Origin of the sequence: Saccharothrix sp. HUAS TT1, from assembly GCF_040744945.1 — a bacterium.
In the GTDB taxonomy this organism is placed as follows: Bacteria; Actinomycetota; Actinomycetes; order Mycobacteriales; family Pseudonocardiaceae; genus Actinosynnema.
On record NZ_CP160453.1, the window covers coordinates 910643 to 928387 of the forward strand.

General features: G+C 72.4%; 18 protein-coding genes. 11 read left to right on the forward strand and 7 right to left on the reverse strand.

Annotated elements, in window-relative coordinates; genetic code table 11:
- Nucleotides 1-14 precede the first annotated feature (14 nt).
- Entirely contained in the window at nt 15-317 is a 303-nt protein-coding gene (locus AB0F89_RS04455; protein ID WP_367132807.1) for an urease subunit gamma, read from the reverse strand.
- A 169-nt stretch (nt 318-486) separates the two neighbouring features.
- Between AB0F89_RS04455 and AB0F89_RS04460 the strand changes: the two genes are divergently transcribed.
- The 8 genes from AB0F89_RS04460 (at nt 487) to AB0F89_RS04495 (ending at nt 7118) form a co-directional block, all read left to right on the forward strand.
- The gene (locus AB0F89_RS04460; protein ID WP_367132809.1) at nt 487-987 is read left to right on the forward strand and encodes a SigE family RNA polymerase sigma factor; all 501 of its coding nucleotides are present in this window, start codon (nt 487-489) and stop codon (nt 985-987) included.
- Complete coding sequence (locus AB0F89_RS04465) at nt 984-1625, forward strand: hypothetical protein (protein WP_367132811.1); 642 nt, start codon at nt 984-986, stop codon at nt 1623-1625. The genes AB0F89_RS04460 and AB0F89_RS04465 overlap by 4 nt, the downstream gene beginning before the upstream one ends.
- Nucleotides 1626-1661: 36 nt before the next feature.
- Entirely contained in the window at nt 1662-2180 is a 519-nt protein-coding gene (locus tag AB0F89_RS04470) for a hypothetical protein (RefSeq protein WP_367132813.1), read from the forward strand.
- A 136-nt stretch (nt 2181-2316) separates the two neighbouring features.
- Nucleotides 2317-3429: a citrate synthase 2 gene (locus AB0F89_RS04475; RefSeq protein WP_367132815.1), complete on the forward strand. Its 1113-nt coding sequence runs from the start codon at nt 2317-2319 to the stop codon at nt 3427-3429.
- Nucleotides 3430-3564: 135 nt separating this feature from the next.
- Entirely contained in the window at nt 3565-4698 is a 1134-nt protein-coding gene (serC, locus tag AB0F89_RS04480; RefSeq protein ID WP_367132817.1) for a phosphoserine transaminase, read from the forward strand.
- A gap of 251 nt (nt 4699-4949) precedes the next feature.
- On the forward strand, nt 4950-5840 hold the full coding sequence (gene sepH / locus AB0F89_RS04485) for a septation protein SepH (RefSeq protein ID WP_367132819.1): 891 nt from the start codon (nt 4950-4952) through the stop codon (nt 5838-5840).
- Nucleotides 5841-6274: 434 nt separating this feature from the next.
- Complete coding sequence (locus AB0F89_RS04490; RefSeq protein WP_367132821.1) at nt 6275-6649, forward strand: hypothetical protein; 375 nt, start codon at nt 6275-6277, stop codon at nt 6647-6649.
- A complete protein-coding gene (locus AB0F89_RS04495; RefSeq protein WP_367132824.1) occupies nt 6642-7118 on the forward strand; it encodes a hypothetical protein in 477 nt (158 codons plus the stop codon). Before AB0F89_RS04490 ends, AB0F89_RS04495 begins: the two co-directional genes overlap by 8 nt.
- 46 nt (nt 7119-7164) lie before the next feature.
- Here AB0F89_RS04495 and AB0F89_RS04500 read toward each other — a convergent pair whose 3' ends face one another.
- Nucleotides 7165-7431 carry a hypothetical protein gene (locus AB0F89_RS04500; protein ID WP_367132826.1) on the reverse strand — a complete coding sequence of 89 codons (267 nt, stop codon included), beginning with the start codon at nt 7429-7431 and terminating at the stop codon, nt 7165-7167.
- Between the two features lie 178 nt (nt 7432-7609).
- On the opposite strand from AB0F89_RS04500, the gene AB0F89_RS04505 reads away from it, so the two are divergent.
- Together AB0F89_RS04505 and AB0F89_RS04510 are read left to right on the forward strand one after the other, a co-directional pair.
- Nucleotides 7610-9286 carry an ABC transporter ATP-binding protein gene (locus AB0F89_RS04505; RefSeq protein WP_367132828.1) on the forward strand — a complete coding sequence of 559 codons (1677 nt, stop codon included), beginning with the start codon at nt 7610-7612 and terminating at the stop codon, nt 9284-9286.
- Nucleotides 9283-11130: an ABC transporter ATP-binding protein gene (locus tag AB0F89_RS04510; protein WP_367132830.1), complete on the forward strand. Its 1848-nt coding sequence runs from the start codon at nt 9283-9285 to the stop codon at nt 11128-11130. Before AB0F89_RS04505 ends, AB0F89_RS04510 begins: the two co-directional genes overlap by 4 nt.
- 4 nt (nt 11131-11134) lie before the next feature.
- Here the strand turns inward: AB0F89_RS04510 and AB0F89_RS04515 are convergent, their stop codons facing one another.
- Both AB0F89_RS04515 and AB0F89_RS04520 read right to left on the reverse strand, forming a co-directional pair.
- The gene (locus AB0F89_RS04515) at nt 11135-11764 is read right to left on the reverse strand and encodes a DUF2537 domain-containing protein (protein ID WP_367132832.1); all 630 of its coding nucleotides are present in this window, start codon (nt 11762-11764) and stop codon (nt 11135-11137) included.
- Between the two features lie 36 nt (nt 11765-11800).
- Nucleotides 11801-12577, reverse strand: a complete 777-nt coding sequence (locus AB0F89_RS04520) for a TrmH family RNA methyltransferase (RefSeq protein WP_367132834.1) — start codon at nt 12575-12577, stop codon at nt 11801-11803.
- A 206-nt stretch (nt 12578-12783) separates the two neighbouring features.
- Here AB0F89_RS04520 and AB0F89_RS04525 point away from each other — a divergent pair, with 206 nt between their 5' ends.
- On the forward strand, nt 12784-14283 hold the full coding sequence (locus AB0F89_RS04525; protein WP_367132836.1) for a glutamate-cysteine ligase family protein: 1500 nt from the start codon (nt 12784-12786) through the stop codon (nt 14281-14283).
- 485 nt (nt 14284-14768) lie between these two features.
- On the opposite strand, the gene AB0F89_RS04530 is transcribed toward AB0F89_RS04525, so the two are convergent.
- The 3 genes from AB0F89_RS04530 to AB0F89_RS04540 all read right to left on the reverse strand — a co-directional run bounded on the left by AB0F89_RS04530 (nt 14769) and on the right by AB0F89_RS04540 (nt 17725).
- Nucleotides 14769-15179 (reverse strand): hypothetical protein, encoded by a 411-nt coding sequence (locus AB0F89_RS04530; protein ID WP_367132838.1) that lies wholly within the window; start codon nt 15177-15179, stop codon nt 14769-14771.
- A gap of 4 nt (nt 15180-15183) precedes the next feature.
- On the reverse strand, nt 15184-16794 hold the full coding sequence (locus AB0F89_RS04535) for an ABC-F family ATP-binding cassette domain-containing protein (RefSeq protein ID WP_367132840.1): 1611 nt from the start codon (nt 16792-16794) through the stop codon (nt 15184-15186).
- A gap of 166 nt (nt 16795-16960) precedes the next feature.
- Nucleotides 16961-17725 carry an ABC transporter permease gene (locus AB0F89_RS04540; RefSeq protein ID WP_367132842.1) on the reverse strand — a complete coding sequence of 255 codons (765 nt, stop codon included), beginning with the start codon at nt 17723-17725 and terminating at the stop codon, nt 16961-16963.
- Nucleotides 17726-17745: the final 20 nt, after the last annotated feature.

Genomic DNA, 17745 nt, shown 5'->3' on the forward strand with positions numbered 1-17745 from the left:
ACCGCTCCTCGGGTTCACACGATCGGGTCGTGCACGGTCACGAGCTTCGTGCCGTCCGGGAAGGTCGCCTCGACCTGCACGGACTCGATCATCGACGGCACGCCGTCCAGCACCTGGTCGCGGGTGAGGACGTGCCGGCCGCTCTCCATCAGCTCGCTGACCGTCCGGCCGTCCCGGGCGCCTTCGAGCACGTGGGCGGTGATCAGGGCGACCGCCTCCGGGTAGTTCAGCACCACCCCGCGCTCCAACCGCCTGCGCGCGACGTCCGCCGCCACGTGGACCAGCAGCTTGTCCCGCTCGTGCGGTGTCAGGTGCATGACTGGTGGTCTACCACGGGACACGACGCGAACGCGGGGTGGAAACAAGGGCTTAACCTGCCCGCCGGCCGTCTCCGGATTTTTCCGCTGCTCCCAGGGCAACCGATCGGACCTCTCAAGCGTGCACTGCACAACGAGAAGAGAGGGCCGTGTGACCGTGGTTCTGCCCGTGGAGCGCCCCAAGGACCAGGTGGGCGTGCGCGACTTCGCCGAGTTCGCGCGCACGTCGATGCCGGGCCTGCTGCGGTACGGGCACGTCCTGACGGGCAACCCCCACGACGCCGCGGACCTGGTGCAGACCGTGCTGGAGAAGGTCGCTTCGCGCTGGTCGGCGCTCCTGCGCAAGGCCTCCGACCCGTTGGCGTACGCGCGGCGGGCGATGGCGAACGCGCACGTCAGCCGGTGGCGGCGGCACCGGCGGGAGAACCTGGTCGCCGACCTGCCCGAGGTGCCCGCCGCCGAGGGCGCGGACCGCTTGGAGCACGAACCCCTGTGGCGGGCGTTGCGCGCCCTGCCACCGCGCCAGCGCGCGGTGGTGGTGCTGCGGTACTACGAAAACCTCTCCGAAGAGGAGATCGCCCGCACCCTCGGCATCTCGCGGGGCACCGTCAAGAGCCAGAGCAGCAAGGCGATGGCCGCACTACGAGCGCGGGCGGGTGAGTGGGCTTGAACGGCGAGGACGACTTCGACGGGGAGCTGCGCGCGTTCCTGGCGGACGACCGGCTGGCGCTGCCGGTGCGGCCGGGCGCGGTCGAAGCGCTCGCCGCCCGGGGCGCCCGACGAGCGCGACGACGGGCGATGGCGTCCGCGGGCGCCGCCGCGGCGGTGGTGCTCGCCGCCGCCGGCGGTGTCACCGCGGTGGTCCTGCGCGGCCCGGGGGCCGGACCCGCCGCGTCCGGCGTCGTGGGAACCGTCACGGTCACCGTCGCCCCGCCGCCCGGCTTCGGTGAGCTGCGACTGGGCACGGGTGAGCGCGAGGCGCTGGCCACCGGCCTGCTCGGCTCGCCGACCGACCTGCCCGGCGGCTGCCGGCAGTACCCGGCGGGAGACGGCGCGGTGGCTGTCGTCGCACCGGGGCGCGGCGTCGTGCGCCTCACGCTCCCCCGATCCGGGGAAACCGTCGCGGGCATCCGGATCGGCTCACCCACCACCGACGTGGAAGCCGCGTACGGGACCTCCGCCCGGCCCGACGCCGAGGGCCTGGTCGTCCCGATGCCGGGGCAACCGCCCTGGCGCTACTCGTTCTCCGCCGAAGCGGGCCGGGTCACCGCCGTGCGCGTCGAGGTGGAGGACACCCCCTGCGGGTGACCACCCGCCACACCTACCGACGAACGGAGCCCCACCATGCGCTTCACCACCCTCACCGCCCTGCTCGCCACCCTGACGGGCTGCGTGGCGACCGCACCGCCGATCACCGCCGACGAGGTGGCGGCGGTCAGCACCGTCACCGAGACGGTGGTCGCCGGGCCGCCGACCGAACTCGACCACGGCGGCTTCGGACCGATCCGGATCGGCTCGTCGTTCGCCGAGGTCGAGGCCACCGGCCTGATCGGCGGCCGGACCAACCCCGTCGACCACCCCTGCGCCTACCACGACTTCACGATGCCGCTGCGCGGTTCGGTGGTCTTCGACCAGGACCGGGAGGTCTCCTCGATCATCGTCCTGAACACCGACACCACCGAGGGGGTGGGCGTCGGCGAGCCCCTGCCCCGGGTGCCGGAGGTCTACCCGTCCGCCGCGCGCAACGAGTACGGCTACCTGGTCGCGCTCGACTCCGGCAACTCCTACGGCTTCTACTCGATCGACAGCACCGCGATCACCTCGGTGGACCTGCGCCGGGCCGGGCAGCCCTGCCACGGGTGACCGGCGTGATCACCTGTTCGCGCTGAATCGGTTCCTTGATCGTGACCGACGACACGCGTGGCCGCGATTGCCTGCACGTCGGAACGGGAGCAAGGTGCACCCAACTCTTCACTCCCGCCGAGAAGGAGCGCACAGCGTGGTGCAGACCGAGGACGACGGTTTCCGGCCGGGTCTCGAAGGCGTGGTCGCCTTCCGCACCGAGATCGCCGAGCCCGACCGCGACGGTGGCGCGCTGCGCTACCGCGGCGTCGACATCGAGGACCTGGCGGGCCACGTCACGTTCGGCAACGTGTGGGCGTTGCTCGTCGACGGCCGCTTCGGCCCCGGCCTGCCGCCCGCCGAGCCGTTCCCCATCCCGGTGCACACCGGCGACGTCCGGGTCGACGTGCAGGCCGCGCTGGCCATGGTCGCCCCGATCTGGGGCTACCAGCCGCTGCTGGACATCACCGACGAGCAGGCGCGCGAGCAGCTGGCCCGCGCCTCCGTCATGGCCCTGTCCTACGCGGCGCAGTCCGCGCGCGGCATCGGCAGGCCCGCCGTGCCGCAGCACCGCATCGACGAGTGCCGGACCATCACCGAGCGCTTCCTCACCCGCTGGCGCGGCGAACCCGACCCGGCGCACGTCAAGGCGCTGGACGCGTACTGGGTGTCGGCCGCAGAGCACGGGCTGAACGCGTCCACGTTCACCGCCAGGGTGATCGCCTCCACCGGCGCGGACGTGGCGGCGTCCATGTCCGGCGCGATCGGCGCCATGTCCGGCCCGCTGCACGGCGGCGCGCCCGCCCGCGTCCTGCCGATGATCGAGGAGGTCGAGCGGACCGGCGACGCGCAGGCCTACGTCAAGGGCGTCCTCGACCGCGGCGAGCGCCTGATGGGCTTCGGCCACCGCGTGTACCGCGCGGAGGACCCCCGCGCCCGCGTGCTGCGGCGGACGTGCCGGGAACTCGGCGCCACCCGCTACGAAGCCGCCAACGCCCTCGAACAGGCCGCCCTGGCCGAACTCCGCGAACGCCGCCCCGACCGCGCCATCGAGACCAACGTCGAGTTCTGGGCCGCCGTGATCCTGGACTTCGCCCAGGTGCCGCCGCACATGATGCCCGCGATGTTCACCTGCGCCCGCACCGCCGGCTGGTCGGCGCACATCCTGGAGCAGAAGCGCACCGGCCGCCTGGTCCGCCCGTCCGCGAAGTACGTCGGCCCCGGCCCGCGCAAGCCGTCCGAGGTGGAGGGCTGGGGCGAAATCGCCTGAAGAGGGCCATTCCACCCCACCCGGCGTGACGCGGGACACCCGGCTGTCACCCACCGGCCACGTGGCTGCAACACTTGGGCCCCCGGCAACGGCGCCGGTCGTGCCGACCCCCTCCCCGCAACCGGAGGCTTCGCGATGACCCAGACCGCCGACCCGACCTCGCTGGTCCTGCCCCCCGAACTGCTGCCGTCCGACGGCAGGTTCGGGTGCGGGCCCTCCAAGGTCCGTCCCGAGGCCCTGGCGGCCCTCGCGGCCGAGGGCGCCGCGCTGATGGGCACCTCCCACCGCCAGAAGCCGGTGAAGTCCCTGGTCGGCTCCGTGCGCGCCGGTCTGCGCGAGCTGTTCTCGCTGCCCGAGGGCTACGAGGTCGTCCTGGGCAACGGCGGCACCACCGCGTTCTGGGACGCCGCCGCGTTCGGCCTGGTCCGCGAGCGCGCGCAGCACTTCACCTACGGCGAGTTCTCGTCGAAGTTCGCCAAGGTCACCTCCGACGCGCCGTTCCTCGGTGACTCGATCGTGGTCAAGGCCGACCCGGGCAGCGCGCCCGGGATCACCTACGCCGAGGGCGCCGACCTGGTCGGCTGGGCGCACAACGAGACGTCCACCGGCGTCTCCGTCCCCGTCTCCCGGCCCGCGAACAGCGGCGACGCCCTGGTCGCCATCGACGCCACCTCCGGCGCCGGCGGCCTCCCGGTCGACGCGGCCGACTACGACGTCTACTACTTCGCGCCGCAGAAGTGCTTCGCCTCCGACGGCGGCCTGTGGATCGCCCTCATGTCGCCCGCCGCGCTGGAGCGCGTCGCCGAGATCGGCAAGTCGGGCCGCTGGGTGCCGGAGTTCCTGTCGCTGACCACCGCGCTGGACAACTCCACCAAGGACCAGACCTACAACACCCCGTCCCTGGCGACGCTGTTCCTGCTGAACAACCAGGTCGAGTGGATCCTCGGCAACGGCGGCCTGAAGTGGGCCGTCGACCGCACCGCCGACTCGTCGTCGCGGCTGTACGACTGGGCCGAGGCCACCGAGTACACGACCCCGTACGTGGCCGACCCGGCCCACCGCTCGCAGGTCGTCGGCACCATCGACTTCGCCGACTCGGTGGACGCCTCCGCCGTCGCCCGGGCGCTGCGCGCGAACGGCATCGTCGACGTCGAGCCGTACCGCAAGCTGGGCCGCAACCAGCTCCGGGTGGCCATGTTCCCGGCTGTCGAGCCGACCGACGTGAGCACCCTGACCAAGGCCGTCGACTGGGTCGTCTCCCAGCTCTGACCACCGCACACGCGAACGGGGGCCGTCCCAGCACCGGGACGGCCCCCGTTCGCGTCCCGGCGCTTCGGGAACCCGCACCGACCTGTCGGACGTGACAGCCGAGTGAAACTCGCGGTAACGGAGGTGCGGACACCGCCGACATACGGCAAGATCACACGAAGATATCGGTGACCACGGCGAGTCTCCCCCGTCAAGGCGGCACGCCGCATTAACGTGAGTACTCGGCGAGGTGAGCCATCCGGGAGGCCATGATGCGAGCGTTGCGAGTCATCGGGCTCGAAGACGACGGCAAGTCCGTCATCCTCGAGGACCCGGATCGCGGCGAGCGCTTCGTGCTCCCCGCCGACGAACGCCTGCGCGCGGCCGCCCGCGGCGACCTGACCCGTCTCGGCCAGATCGAGATCGAGGTCGAGAGCCAGATGCGCCCCCGCGAGATCCAGGCGCGCATCCGCGCGGGCGAGTCCGTCGCCCAGGTCGCGGCCGCCGCCGGCCTGCCGGCGCACCGCATAGAGCGCTACGCCTACCCGGTCCTCCTCGAACGCTCCCGGACCGCCGACCTGGCCCAGCGCGCCCACCCCGTCCGCGAGGACGGCCCGGACGTGCAGACCCTGGGCGAGGTCGTCGCGCACTCCTTCGGCCTGCGCGGCCAGGAGTACGCCGACGTCAGCTGGGACTCGTGGCGCGGCGAGGACGGCCGCTGGGTCGTCCAGCTCCACTGGACGGCGGGCAGGTCCGACAACCTCGCCCACTGGGCGTTCCACCCCGGCGCGCAAGGCGGCACGGTGACCGCCCTGGACGACGGAGCCATGGAACTCATGGACCCGAACCCCAACCGCACCCTGCGCACCGTCCGCCCGGTCACCCAACTGGCCCGCCAGGCCCTGGACCTGGAAAAGCAACAGGAACCGGAAATCCTCGCCCGCGAGGAACCCGCTCCCCCGCCCCCACCGGCCCAGGACCCCCAACCAACCGCCGAACCGGACCCGATCCCCGTCACCGAGGACCAACCGGCCGCCCAGCAGCCACCAGCCGCCAAGCAGCCACCCCGGGGCAAGGAACCGCCGAAGCGGGGCAAGAAGAACCACCCCATCGTCCCCTCGTGGGAAGACGTCCTCCTGGGCGTCCGCTCCACCCGAGGCTGAGACACCACCAGAAGGGCCCCGCCACCAGCGGGGCCCTTCTACATCACTCCACCACCAATCCCCACCACATCGGACCCGCAACGCCCCCGCAGAGGTTCGATTTGACATGGGTTCGGGTGCCATAGGCTGGTCGAAGCCGGCAGGCCTGGCGGGACGCTCTTCCCCGCCGGGCCTGCCGGCTTTGGCCTGCATAGGGTGCCCGTAAGGGCCCCATGTCAAATCGAACCGGACTCTCCCCGACTCCTGAACGCTGAACTCAGCACTCCTGAACGTAGGACTCTCGCACCCTGAACGTAGGACTCTCGCACTCCCAACGTAGGACTCTCGCGCTCGGAACGTAGGACACGCGGGACGTGAGCGTTCGACACGCGGGACGTGAGGGTTCGACTCACGCGGGTGTTTACGGACGGTGAGCAGGTGGGTAGCCACGCGTCATGCTGGGACGACTGGTCGTCGGAGCCGTGCTGGGCTCCGCTCTGGGGGCCGCCTGGTGGGGCCTGCGCGAGTTCATCGCCTCCGGAACCATCTGCTCGACCGACGACTGGGACTGCCTGGCCATGGGCCTGTTCGCCATGCCGATCAGCCTCATCATCGGCGTCCTCATCGCCTGGCTGGTCATCAAGGCCGCCCACCAGTCCCGCCCCCTGGGCTACGCCATCGTCGGCGTCACCTTCACCGCCGCCCTGACCCTCCTCACCGTCTGGGTCTCGATCCCGGCCGGTTCCGTCGCCGCCGGCCTCCTCGGCTTCGTGCTGGCCGCCCCGGTGACAGCGCGCCACCCGGTCAGCCACACTGCTGCCCGTGACTGACGCCCAGCACACCCCGCGCAACCAGCACACCCCGCGCACCCCGCACCCCTCCCGCCTCACCGCGGGCGGCTTCGCGCTCAAGGTGCTGCTGCGCGTCGTGGTGTCCGCCGTCGTCGGTTCCGCGCTGCTCATCGCCTGGATCTGGGCCTACCGCACCGGCGTCCTCGACCGGGTCGTCAACGAGACCACCCTGGGCGAGTTCATCCTCTTGATCGTGGTCGGCCTGCCGATCGCGCTGCTGCTCAGCGCCCTGCTCGCGGGCCCGCTGCTGTGGCTGCTGAAGGTCCGCCCGGTCTGGCCGATCGTGCTGACCGGCCCGATCCTGCTGGGCCTCGCCCACTACTTCAAACTCCCCGACAGGTTCACCTCACTGGGTGACCAGTGGACCGTCCTCGTCCTGCTGGCGGGCGCGAGCTACGGCCTGGCCGGCCTGATCACCGCGCCGACCATCCTCCGCCGCAAGCGGTAACCACCCCTCCAACACCCCCCAACAACCCACCCTCACGCCTCACCCCTCACCCTTCAGCCGGCGCCGGCACCGCGTCCAACTCCCCCTCCCCGAACCCCTCGAACCGACACCACTCCACCGCGTCCTCCCTGCTGATGGGCCTGGCCCCCTCGGGCCGGACGCCGCCGACCACGTCCCACCCGTCCACCGCGAGCACGTGCAATCGCCCCCCGCGCACCGCCAACAACCTCCCGCGCGGGAACGCCATTGTCGGCTCGGCCCTCAGGAACCGGACGTCCACCCCAACCACCACCTCTCGGAGCTTGACCTCCACCCAGCTCCAGCTTGCACGCTCAACGGCGGGAAAACCGGATGCCGACTGTCGGTCCACCTTCGTACCGTCAGGGTGGACCGGAGGGGGACTCGTGTCGGAAGACCGTACTTCCACAGCCGCGACACTGCGCAGGCTGTGGCCGTACCTGAAACCTGTTCGCACACCTGTGGCGGTGGCGATGGCCGCCACCATGCTCGCGATGATGTGCGGGCTGGGCATCCCGCTCATCACCCAACAGATCGTCGACGGCCCGATCGCGAACCGCGACCTGGGCGCGTTGCCGCTGCTCATCGGCCTGATCGTGGTGCTCGGCTGCGCCGAGGCCGCGCTGTTCTACCTGCGTCGCAAGCTGATCGCCGGACCAGCCTCCGACGTCGAGGCCCGGATGCGGGCCGAGCTGTACCACCACCTCCAGGACCTCCAGGTCTCCTTCCACGACCGCTACCAGTCGGGCCAGCTCCTGTCCCGCGCCACCACGGACCTGACCCAGGTGCGCCGGTTCGTCGGCTTCGCCGTCATCTTCCTGGTGGTCAACAGCCTGGTCGTGGTGGCCGGCCTCGGCGTGCTGTTCTGGCTCGCGCCCGCGCTGGGCGTGATCGTGCTGGCCTGCACGCTGCCCCTGGTGGCGCTCTCCTACCTCTTCGAGTCGAAGTTCAAGGTCGTGGCGCGCCGCGCGCAGGACCAGTCCGGCGACCTGACCACCGTGGTCGAGGAGTCGGTCCTGGGCATCCGGGTGCTCAAGGCGTTCGGCCGCGGACCGCACCTGACCAGGCGCTTCATCCGGCAGGCCAGGGAGCTGCGGGACACCGAGATCGCCAAGGTGCGGATCTTCGCCGCGCTCTGGGCCGTCCTGATCGTGCTGCCCGAGCTGGGCATCGCCGGGCAGCTGGCGTTCGGCTCGGTCGGCATCGCCAACGGCACGATCACCGTCGGCACGCTCGTCGCCGCCATCACGGTGAGCGCCTACCTGCGCTGGCCGGTCGACTCGATCGGGTGGTTGTTGGCGGAGACGAACTCGACCGCGTCGGCGTTGGAGCGGTACTTCGAGGTGATCGACACCGAGGTCACCGTCACCAACCCGGCCGACCCGACGCCGCTGCCCTCGCCGACCAGGGGGCACGTGCGGTTCGAGGGCGTCCGCTACCGGCACCCCGGCGCCGAGCACGAGGTGCTGCGCGGCGTCGACCTCGACCTCAGACCGGGTGAGACGGTGGCCCTCGTCGGCGCGACCGGCTCGGGCAAGACGACCGTCACCGCGCTCGTGCCGCGGCTGGCGGACGTCACCGCGGGCCGGGTCACGCTCGACGGCGTCGACGTGCGCGAACTCGACCTGGGCGAGCTGCGCCGGGTCGTCGGCACGGCGTTCGAGGAGCCGATCCTGTTCTCCGCGAGCGTCACCGAGAACGTGGCGCTGGGCGCGAAGGACGTGAGCGAGGACCGGGTCCGCGAGGCGCTGGGGGTGGCGCGGGCCGAGGGGTTCACCGAGGCGCTGCCGTGGGGCCTGGACACCCGGATCGGCGAGCAGGGCCTGTCGCTGTCCGGCGGTCAGCGGCAACGCCTGGCGCTGGCCCGCGCGGTGGCCGGGCACCCGGCCGTCCTGGTCCTGGACGACCCGCTGTCCGCGCTGGACGTGCACACCGAGGCCGAGGTGGAGGCCGCGCTGCGCCGCGTGCTCAAGGGCGTGACGGCGCTGGTCGTCGCGCACCGCCCGAGCACCGTGCAGCTCGCCGACCGGGTGGCGATGCTGGTCGACGGCCGGATCGCGGCCACCGGCACGCACGCGCAACTGCTGGCGGACAACGAGGAGTACCGCAACCTCCTGTCCACGATGGAGGACGAAGGGGTGGCGGCGTGAGCACGGCAGAAGCACAACCACCGGTCGACGACGAGGAAGCCTGGCGCGGCGTCGCCGCGGAGGACGTCGACGACGTCGACTACGCCACCGGCGTCAAGCTCCAGGCCCGCTCCCGCCGCCTCCTGGGCGAACTGCTGCGCCCCCACACCAGGGCCGCCGTCCTCGCCCTGGTCATCGTCGTCACCGAGAACCTGGTCAACCTGGCCGGCCCGCTCCTCATCGCCGCCGCCATCGACACCGGCGTCCCGGCCGCCCTGGACGGTCGGCCGACCGCCCTGGCCTGGTGCGTCGGCGGCTACGCGGTCGCGGCCGTCTCGGCGACCCTGCTGCGCTGGTCGTTCGTCCGCCTCACCGGCCGGATCGGCCAGGACGTGCTGCTCGTCCTGCGCGAACGCGTCTTCCGGCACGCCCAGCGCCTGTCCGTCTCGTTCCACGAGAAGTACACGTCCGGCAAGGTCATCTCCCGCCTGACCAGCGACGTCGACTCGCTCCAGGACCTGGTCGAGGAGGGCCTGGACGGCTTCTTCACCTCGATGCTGTCCCTGCTCGGCATCTCGATCGTCCTGCTCTACCTGGACGTGCCACTGGCCCTCGTCGTGCTGGCCGGGTTCCTGCCGCTGATCCTGCTGACCCGCTGGTTCCGCCGCCGCTCCGGGCGCGCGTACCGGCACACCCGCGGCGCGATCGCCAAGATCATCGTGCAGTTCGTGGAGACCATGAACGGCATCCGCGCGGTGCAGGCGTTCCGGCGCGAGCGGCGCAACGAGAAGATCATGGCCGAGCTGAACGGCCGGTTCCGGGACGCCAACACCGACGCGATGGGCGTGATGGCGGCGTTCACCTCGCTCGTCCGGGTGATCGGCAACCTGTCGCTGGCGATCATCCTGGCGTGGGGCGCGCTGCGGGTCGCGGACGGGCAGCTCGAACTGGGCGTGCTGGCCGCGTTCACGCTGTACGTGCGGCGGTTCTACGACCCGTTCGACCAGCTGGCCATGTTCGCCAACGCCTACGCGTCCGCGACCGCCGCGCTGGAGAAGATCTCCGGCCTGCTCGAAGAGGAGCCGCAGGTCCGCGAGCCCGAGGAGCCGACGCCGCTGGGCGACGTGCGGGGCGCGGTGCGGTTCGACGGCGTCGAGTTCCGCTACTCCGACGCCACGCCCGTCGTGCTGCCGCCGTTCGACCTGACCGTGCCCGCCGGGCAGACCGTGGCGCTGGTCGGCGCGACCGGCGCGGGCAAGTCGACGCTGGCCAAGCTGGTGGCCCGGTTCTACGACCCGAGCGCGGGCGCGGTCCGGCTGGATGGGGTCGACCTGCGGTCGGTGGCCGACGCCGAGCTGCGCCGCGCGGTGGTCATGGTGACGCAGGAGAACTTCCTGTTCGACGGGTCCGTGCTGGACAACATCGCGCTGGGCCGGCCGTCCGCGACCAGGGAGGAGATCGAGGCGGCATCCCGCGCGGTCGGCGCGGACGAGTTCATCCGGGCGCTGCCCCAGGGCTACGACACCGACGTGCGCAAGCGCGGCGGGCGGCTCTCGGCCGGGCAGCGGCAGGTGGTGGCGTTCGCGCGGGCGTTCCTGGCCGACCCGGCGGTGCTGGTGCTGGACGAGGCCACGTCGAGCCTGGACGTGCCGACCGAGCGCGCGGTGCAGCGGGCGCTGGAGACCGTGCTGGCCGAGCGGACGGCGTTCATCATCGCGCACCGGCTGTCGACCGTGCTGATCGCCGACCGGGTGCTGGTGCTGGACGGCGGCCGGGTGGTCGAGGACGGCACGCCGGAGGAGCTGATCGGCGGGCGGGGCCGGTTCGCCGCGCTGCACACCGCGTGGCGGGACTCCTTGGCCTAGGGGTTCACGGGGCCAGGACGGTGGTCAGCAGCAGCGACAACCACGCCGCCAGCACCCCCGCCACCACGCCGTACGCCACCCACCGCCACACCGGCACCTTCCGCGCCAGCCACACCGACGGGGCGATGCCGCCGACCACCAGCGCGTTCGCCAGCAGGGCGAGCCACTGGCTGGTCTCGCCCAGCCCGACCGACAGCGTGTAGACGGTGAACGTCACCACGGCCGCGACGATGAAGCTGACCGTCAGCCCGGTGCCCCAGGGGGTCTCCTCCTGGGGCGTCGGCTCGACGGCCTCAGCCTCGGCTTCCGCCTCGTCCTCGACCTCGTCCACCGGCGCGTCCGGGACGTCCACGACCACCAACTCCCCGCTCACCGGATCGGTGTACTCGACGGGCGTGCCCATGTCGGCGGCCACCCGACCGGCCAACTGGCGTCCCCGCCTGGTCACGAGGGCGCTCGCGACCCCTTCGGGGGACGCGTCGGACCGCGTCACCGCGTCGGCCACCTTCGCCCACTCGTGCAACGCCTCGGCGAGCCCGGCGCCGAGCGGGAGGGTGTGCGGGTCGACTTCCCGCTCGCCCGCGTCGTCGCGGCCCGCGAGCACGGCCCGGCCGTCCTGGACCCGCAGTTCCACCTACGTCCTCCTCTGGTCGGTGAGAACGTAGCGCGTTCAGGCGATCGCGTAGAAGGCGATCGCGGCTGCCGTCGCCACGTTCAGGGAGTCGACACCTTCCGCCATGGGGATGCGCACGGCCACGTCGGCCGCCGCGATGGCCTCCTCGGTCAGCCCCGGGCCCTCCGACCCGAGCACCACGGCGGCCTTCCGCCCGCGCAGCCCGGCGTCCGCGAGACCGGTCGAGCCCGCCCTCGGCGTCAACGCCGCCACCACGAAACCGTTGCGGCGCAGCAGTTCGAAGCCTTCCGCCAGGTCCGGCAGCGACGCGAACGGCACGCGCAGCACGTGGCCCATCGAGACGCGGACGCTGCGCCGGTACAGCGGGTCGCTGCACCCAGGGCCGAGCAGCACGCCGTCGATGCCGAGCGCGGCGGCGTTGCGGAACAACGAACCCAGGTTCTCGTGGTCGCCGACGCCTTCGAGCACGGCGAGCCGCCGCGAGCGCGCGACCAGGTCGGCCGGGTCCGGTCGCGGCGCGCGGTCGGCGGCGGCCAGCACGCCCCGGTTGAGGTGGAATCCGACCACCTCGGCCATCACCTCGGCGGAGGTCACGTAGGCGGGCGCCGGGAGGTCGCCCAGGGCTTCGACCCGGCGGCGCACGCCGAGCAGCGCGCGCACCGGGTAGGGCGAGGCGAGGAGCCGTTCCACGACCACCACGCCCTCGGCGATCACCAGGCCGCGACCGCCGGGGCGGTCCGGGCGGCGGTCGGCCGTCGACAGGTCCCGGAAGTCGTCCAGCCGGGGGTCCGCCGGGTCGTCGATCTCGATCACGCGAGCAGTGTCCCACCCCCCGACAGGTGAACACCCCTCGTAGATCGAAGGCCGGATTCGCAAGCTCACAACCAGCATGTTCTCGCTGATTGTTACCCCCATGTGACAGAGAGCACCGATTTGGGCGCTGGCGGGCCAGTGCCCGCTGTGTCACGGTTGGCCTCCGCTAAGCCCGCCGGAGCACCCCGGAGCGATTGGGAGGCGGCATGGGTACGGATGTGTCCAGTCGGACGTTCACCAGGGAGGACCGCCGGCGCTACCGCGAGCGCATGCAACGGTGCATGGACGCGCTGGGGACCATGCTCGTGGAGGACAGCTTCTCCTTCCCGCGGCAGCAGATGGGGCTGGAGATCGAGCTGAACCTGGTCGACCGGGCGTGCCGGCCCGCGATGGCCAACTCCGAGGTGCTGGAGAAGATCGACGACCCGTCGTTCACGCTGGAACTGGGTCAGCACAACCTGGAGGTCAACGTCCCGCCGCGCGAGCTGGCCGGTGACGAGACGCTGGACCTGGAGCGGGAACTGGTCTCCACGCTGGCGTCGGCCGACGACAAGGCGCACGACGCCGGGACGTCGATCGTGATGATCGGCGTGCTGCCGACGTTGCGGCACGAGCACTTCGACCGGCGGTGGCTGTCCAACCAGCCGCGGTACACGACGTTGAACGACACGATCCTCGCGGCGCGCGGCGAGGAGGTCGTGCTGTCGATGGAGGGTTCTCCGCTGCCGGGGCGGGTCGGGGAGAAGCTGTCCAGCTACGCCGAGTCCATCATGCCGGAGGCGGCTTGCACGTCCGTGCAGCTGCACCTGCAGGTCGCGCCGGACGACTTCGCGGCGCACTGGAACGCGGCGCAGGCGTTGGCCGGGGTGCAGGTGGCGATCGCGGCGAACTCGCCGTTCCTGCTCGGGCGGGCGCTGTGGCACGAGACCCGGATACCGCTGTTCCTGCAGGCGACGGACACCCGTTCGCAGGAGCTGAAGAACCAGGGCGTCCGGCCGCGGGTGTGGTTCGGGGAGCGGTGGATCACGTCGATCTTCGACCTGTTCGAGGAGAACGTGCGGTACTTCCCGGCGCTGCTGCCGGAGACCGGTGACGAGGACCCGTTGGACGTGCTCGGGTCGGGCGGGACGCCGTCGTTGACGGAGCTGCGGCTGCACAACGGGACCGTGTGGCGGTGGAACCGGCCGGTGTACGACGTCGTGGACGGCGTCCCGCACCTGCGCGTGGAGAACCGCGTGCTACCGGCCGGCCCGACCGTGCTGGACACCATGGCCAACGCCGCTTTCTTCTACGGCGCGCAGCGGGCGCTGACCACTTTGGAGCGTCCACTGTGGAGTCAGATGTCGTTCGACGCGGCGGAGGAGAACCTGTACGCCGGGTCGCGGCACGGGATGGGCTCGCAGCTGTACTGGCCCGGCATCGGCTGGATCCCCCCGGACGAACTGGTCCTGCGCCGCCTGCTGCCACTGGCCCACGAGGGGCTGCGCGCGTGCGGCGTGTCGGACGAGGCGCGCGAGCGCTACCTCGGCGTGATCGAGGCCCGGTGCCTGGCGCGGCGGACGGGCTCGCAGTGGCAGCGCGAGACGGTGGCGCTGCTGGAGGAACGGGGCGCCGACCGCGACACCGCGCTGAGCGCGATGCTCGGGCGGTACGTGGAACTGTCGCACGAGGGCGAACCGGTCCACACCTGGCCCGTGGGCCTCTGACCACCGCACCCCAACCCACCGCATCACCAGCCGACCGCCCCACCGTTCCGCCGCATCACCAGCCGACCGCCCCACCGTCCCGCCGTCCCGCCTCCCACCGTCCCGCCGCCCCCACGATCGCGGCGGGGCGGTCCGGACCGGTGGGCTGGTGGCACGGCAGGCTCACGTGCCCAGCAGGAAGCCCGACCCCCAGCCGTGGGCACGGGCGCGGTACGCGCGGGGGCAGTACGCGCGGGCGCCGCCGACGAGGCGCGGCACCGACGAGGCACAGCCCGGCCCCGGTGGCACGGCCGAGACAACACCGCACGACACGACAAGGGACAACACGGCACGGCACGGTCCGGGCCACACCCGGGGTCTCGTGACACAGTCCTGGCCGAGCGCCGCGACCTTCCTATTTACGGCAACGAAATCCGGCTTACCATTGATCCCCGAACTCGCCGCTTTCGCACGTTCGGGTGATCCTCACCAACCAAAAGCCCTGGTCAGCGACGGCGGCCCGATTTCAATGGTGCCACATCGGCGCCGTCGTGCGAGCTGCGGCACTCGTCCGGGGTCACCGCCTCCACCGCCAGCGTCAGCATCCCCTTCACGCCGGTGTAGATGCTCTCGCCCGCCGACGCCAGCGACGTGTGCACCCGGTTCGAGTCGGAGAAGTCGCGCTCGTCCTTCGTGCGCTTCTTCCCGGCCTCCTCGGGCTTCGTCGCGCTGCGCAGGTTGACCTCCAACCACGCCGCGACCTCGGTCGGCGTGGTCAGCACCTCCTCCGGCGTGCGCTCCAACCGATCAGCGCGCGGAGAGGCGTGGTCGAGGGACGTGTGCTCCACGTACGCGTGCCAGTGCGTGTTGCGCAGCGACCAAGTCTGCTCGACCGGCCAGTCCTCCTCGGTGCCCATGCGCCTATCTTGCCAGGGTCCGGACGTCCAAGGTGTGGTCAACCCCCACCGCCGACGCCAACCGCCGGTCGTGGGTCACCAGCAGCAGCGTGCCCCCGTAACCCTCCAGCGCCTGTTCGAGCTGTTCGATGGCGGCGACGTCCAGGTGGTTGGTCGGCTCGTCCAGCACCAGGCACGTCGTCCCGCGCGCCTGCAGCACCGCCAGCCCGGCGCGGGTCCGCTCGCCCGGCGACAGCGAACGGGCCGGTCGCAGCACGGCGTCCGCGCCCACCCGGAACTTCGCCAGCAACGTCCGTGCCTCGACGTCGGCCAGCCCGGTCAGCCCGGTGACGACCTCCAGCACCGGCGCGTCCACCGCGAAGTCGGCCCGCACCTGGTCGACCTCGCCGACCACGACCGCCGGCCCCTGACCGCGCTCGCCGGCGTCCAGCGGCAGCCTGCCGAGCAGCGCCCCGAGCAGCGTGGACTTGCCCGAGCCGTTGGGCCCGGCGATGCGCCAGCGCTCCCCCGCGCCGACGGTCAGGTCGATCGGCCCGAGGGTGACGTCGCCGCGGCTGACGACAGCGCCGCGCAGGGTGAACGCGACCGAGCTGCCCCGCCCCGCGCTGGGCAGCGTCAACCGCAGCTCCCACGGCTCGCGCGGCTCCTCGACCTCCTCCAGCCGTTCCAGCGCGCGGTCCACTGTGGAGGCCTTGGCGGTCAGGTTCTCGGCGCCCTGCTTGGCGAAGAACTTGACGAACTTGTCGCTCTCGTCGGACTTCGCGTTGCGCCGCACGCCCTGCCGCGACCACTCCCGCGTCTGCCGCGACCGCTGCGTCAACGCGTCACGCCGCGCCGCGTAAGCCTCGTACTCCTCCCGCGCGCGCTGCCGGGCCCGGCCCTGCTCCTGCACGTACGCGTCCCACCCGCCGCTGAAGGCGGTGACGCCGTGGCTGAACTCGTCCAGCTCGGCGATGGCGGTGGTGGTGCGGGCCAGGAACTCGCGGTCGTGGCTGACCAGGACCATGCCGGCCCGGCTGCGCAGGACGTGGTTCTCCAGGACCTCCAGCCCGGCCAGGTCGAGGTCGTTGGTCGGCTCGTCCAGCAGCAGCACGTCGGCGGTGGTGAGCAGCACGGCCGCCAGCCGCAGCCGGGCCGACTGCCCGCCGGACAGCTCCCCGGACCCGCGCTCGTCCAGCAGCGTCGCGGGCAGGCCGAGCCGTTGGCACACCTCGTCGGCGCGTTCGGCGAAGTCGGCGGCGCCGGAGGCGGTCCAGGCGTCGAACGCCCGCGCGTAGGCGTCTTCGGCCCCCGCGACGCCTTCGCTCAGCGCTCGGGTGGCGGCTTCGAACGAGCGCTCGGCCGCCGCCACGCCGGTGCGGCGGGCCAGGTGGTCGCGCAGCGACTCGTCGTCGCGGATCTCCGTCTCCTGGGTGAGGTGGGCGACCACCCCGCCGGCGGTGACGACGCCGGAGTCGGGCTTCAGCTCGCCGGCGAGCACGCGCAGCAGCGTCGACTTGCCGACGCCGTTCGGCGCGATCAGCCCTACGCGCTCACCTGCGGGAACATCGAGGTCCACCTCCGAGAGCACGGTCCGCGGACCGAACGACAGCGTGACCTTCCTGGCTGTCAACACGCCCCGATCGTGACACGTGCGCCGCCGGCGGGCACGCGGGTTTCCCGGGGTAGGACCCGGACAAGACCTGGGCACGACGAGGCCCCGCTCCCCGGTGGTACGACCGGGGTGCGGGGCCTCGTCCGTTCCCGAACTGACTGCCGCTCCCACCACGAAGCGACGAGACTTAGGTTAGCCTAAGCTCGCCGACCGCACCAGCCCGGCGCACAAGTCCGCGGGCGACGAGTTCCACGACCACCGCGATCGCCACCGCCTCGACCGCCAGCAGCCCGAGCAGCACGACCAGTTGCAGCGCACCCGCCTGCCACACCGGCGCGCCGCCCAGGAGCATCCCGACGAACGCGCCGGGCAACGTCACCAGCCCGACCGTCCGGGTCTGGTCCAACGCGGGCACCAGCGCCTCGGCCGCCGGCCTGCGCACCAGCTCGCGCACCGCGACCGGCTCGGTGAACCCCAGCGCCAGCGCCGCCTCGAACTCGCCGTGCCGGTCCCGCAGCGCGTCGAGCGCCCGGCGCACGGACAGCGTGGTGGCGGTCATCGCGCCGCCGATCAGGATTCCGCCGACCGGCACCAGCGCGATGCCCCGCACCGGCACCAGGCCGCTCGCCACCAGCGCCGCGATGGCGGGCGCCGTCCCGCCGAGGATGGCCACCGCCACCCACACCCCGCGACGGCCGGTCTTCGTGCGCGCGGCCGACGTCCCGGTCGCGACCCCGGCCATCAGCACCAGGAACGCCGCCGTCAGCGGCAACGACGCCAGCACCGCCGTGATCACCAGCGACACCGCGGCCAGCTGCGCGGCGGCCCGCAGCGCCGCCCGGACCACCGGCCGGGGCGACGCCAGCCCCGCCCACCGCACGACGGCGCCCGCGGCCGCGGTGAAGATCAGGCAGACGACGAGCAGCCGGACCCAGTCCGTCGCGATGACCACCGGACCATTGTCGGACGCGG

Coding starts and splice junctions, on each gene's coding strand:
- AB0F89_RS04490 (WP_367132821.1), top strand. CDS start 6,275: ATGCTGGGACGACTGGTCGTCGGAGCCGTGCTGGGCTCCGCTCTGGGG.
- AB0F89_RS04470 (WP_367132813.1), top strand. CDS start 1,662: ATGCGCTTCACCACCCTCACCGCCCTGCTCGCCACCCTGACGGGCTGC.
- sepH (WP_367132819.1), top strand. CDS start 4,950: ATGCGAGCGTTGCGAGTCATCGGGCTCGAAGACGACGGCAAGTCCGTC.
- AB0F89_RS04525 (WP_367132836.1), top strand. CDS start 12,784: ATGGGTACGGATGTGTCCAGTCGGACGTTCACCAGGGAGGACCGCCGG.
- AB0F89_RS04530 (WP_367132838.1), bottom strand. CDS start 15,179: ATGGGCACCGAGGAGGACTGGCCGGTCGAGCAGACTTGGTCGCTGCGC.
- AB0F89_RS04455 (WP_367132807.1), bottom strand. CDS start 317: ATGCACCTGACACCGCACGAGCGGGACAAGCTGCTGGTCCACGTGGCG.
- serC (WP_367132817.1), top strand. CDS start 3,565: ATGACCCAGACCGCCGACCCGACCTCGCTGGTCCTGCCCCCCGAACTG.
- AB0F89_RS04505 (WP_367132828.1), top strand. CDS start 7,610: ATGGCCGCCACCATGCTCGCGATGATGTGCGGGCTGGGCATCCCGCTC.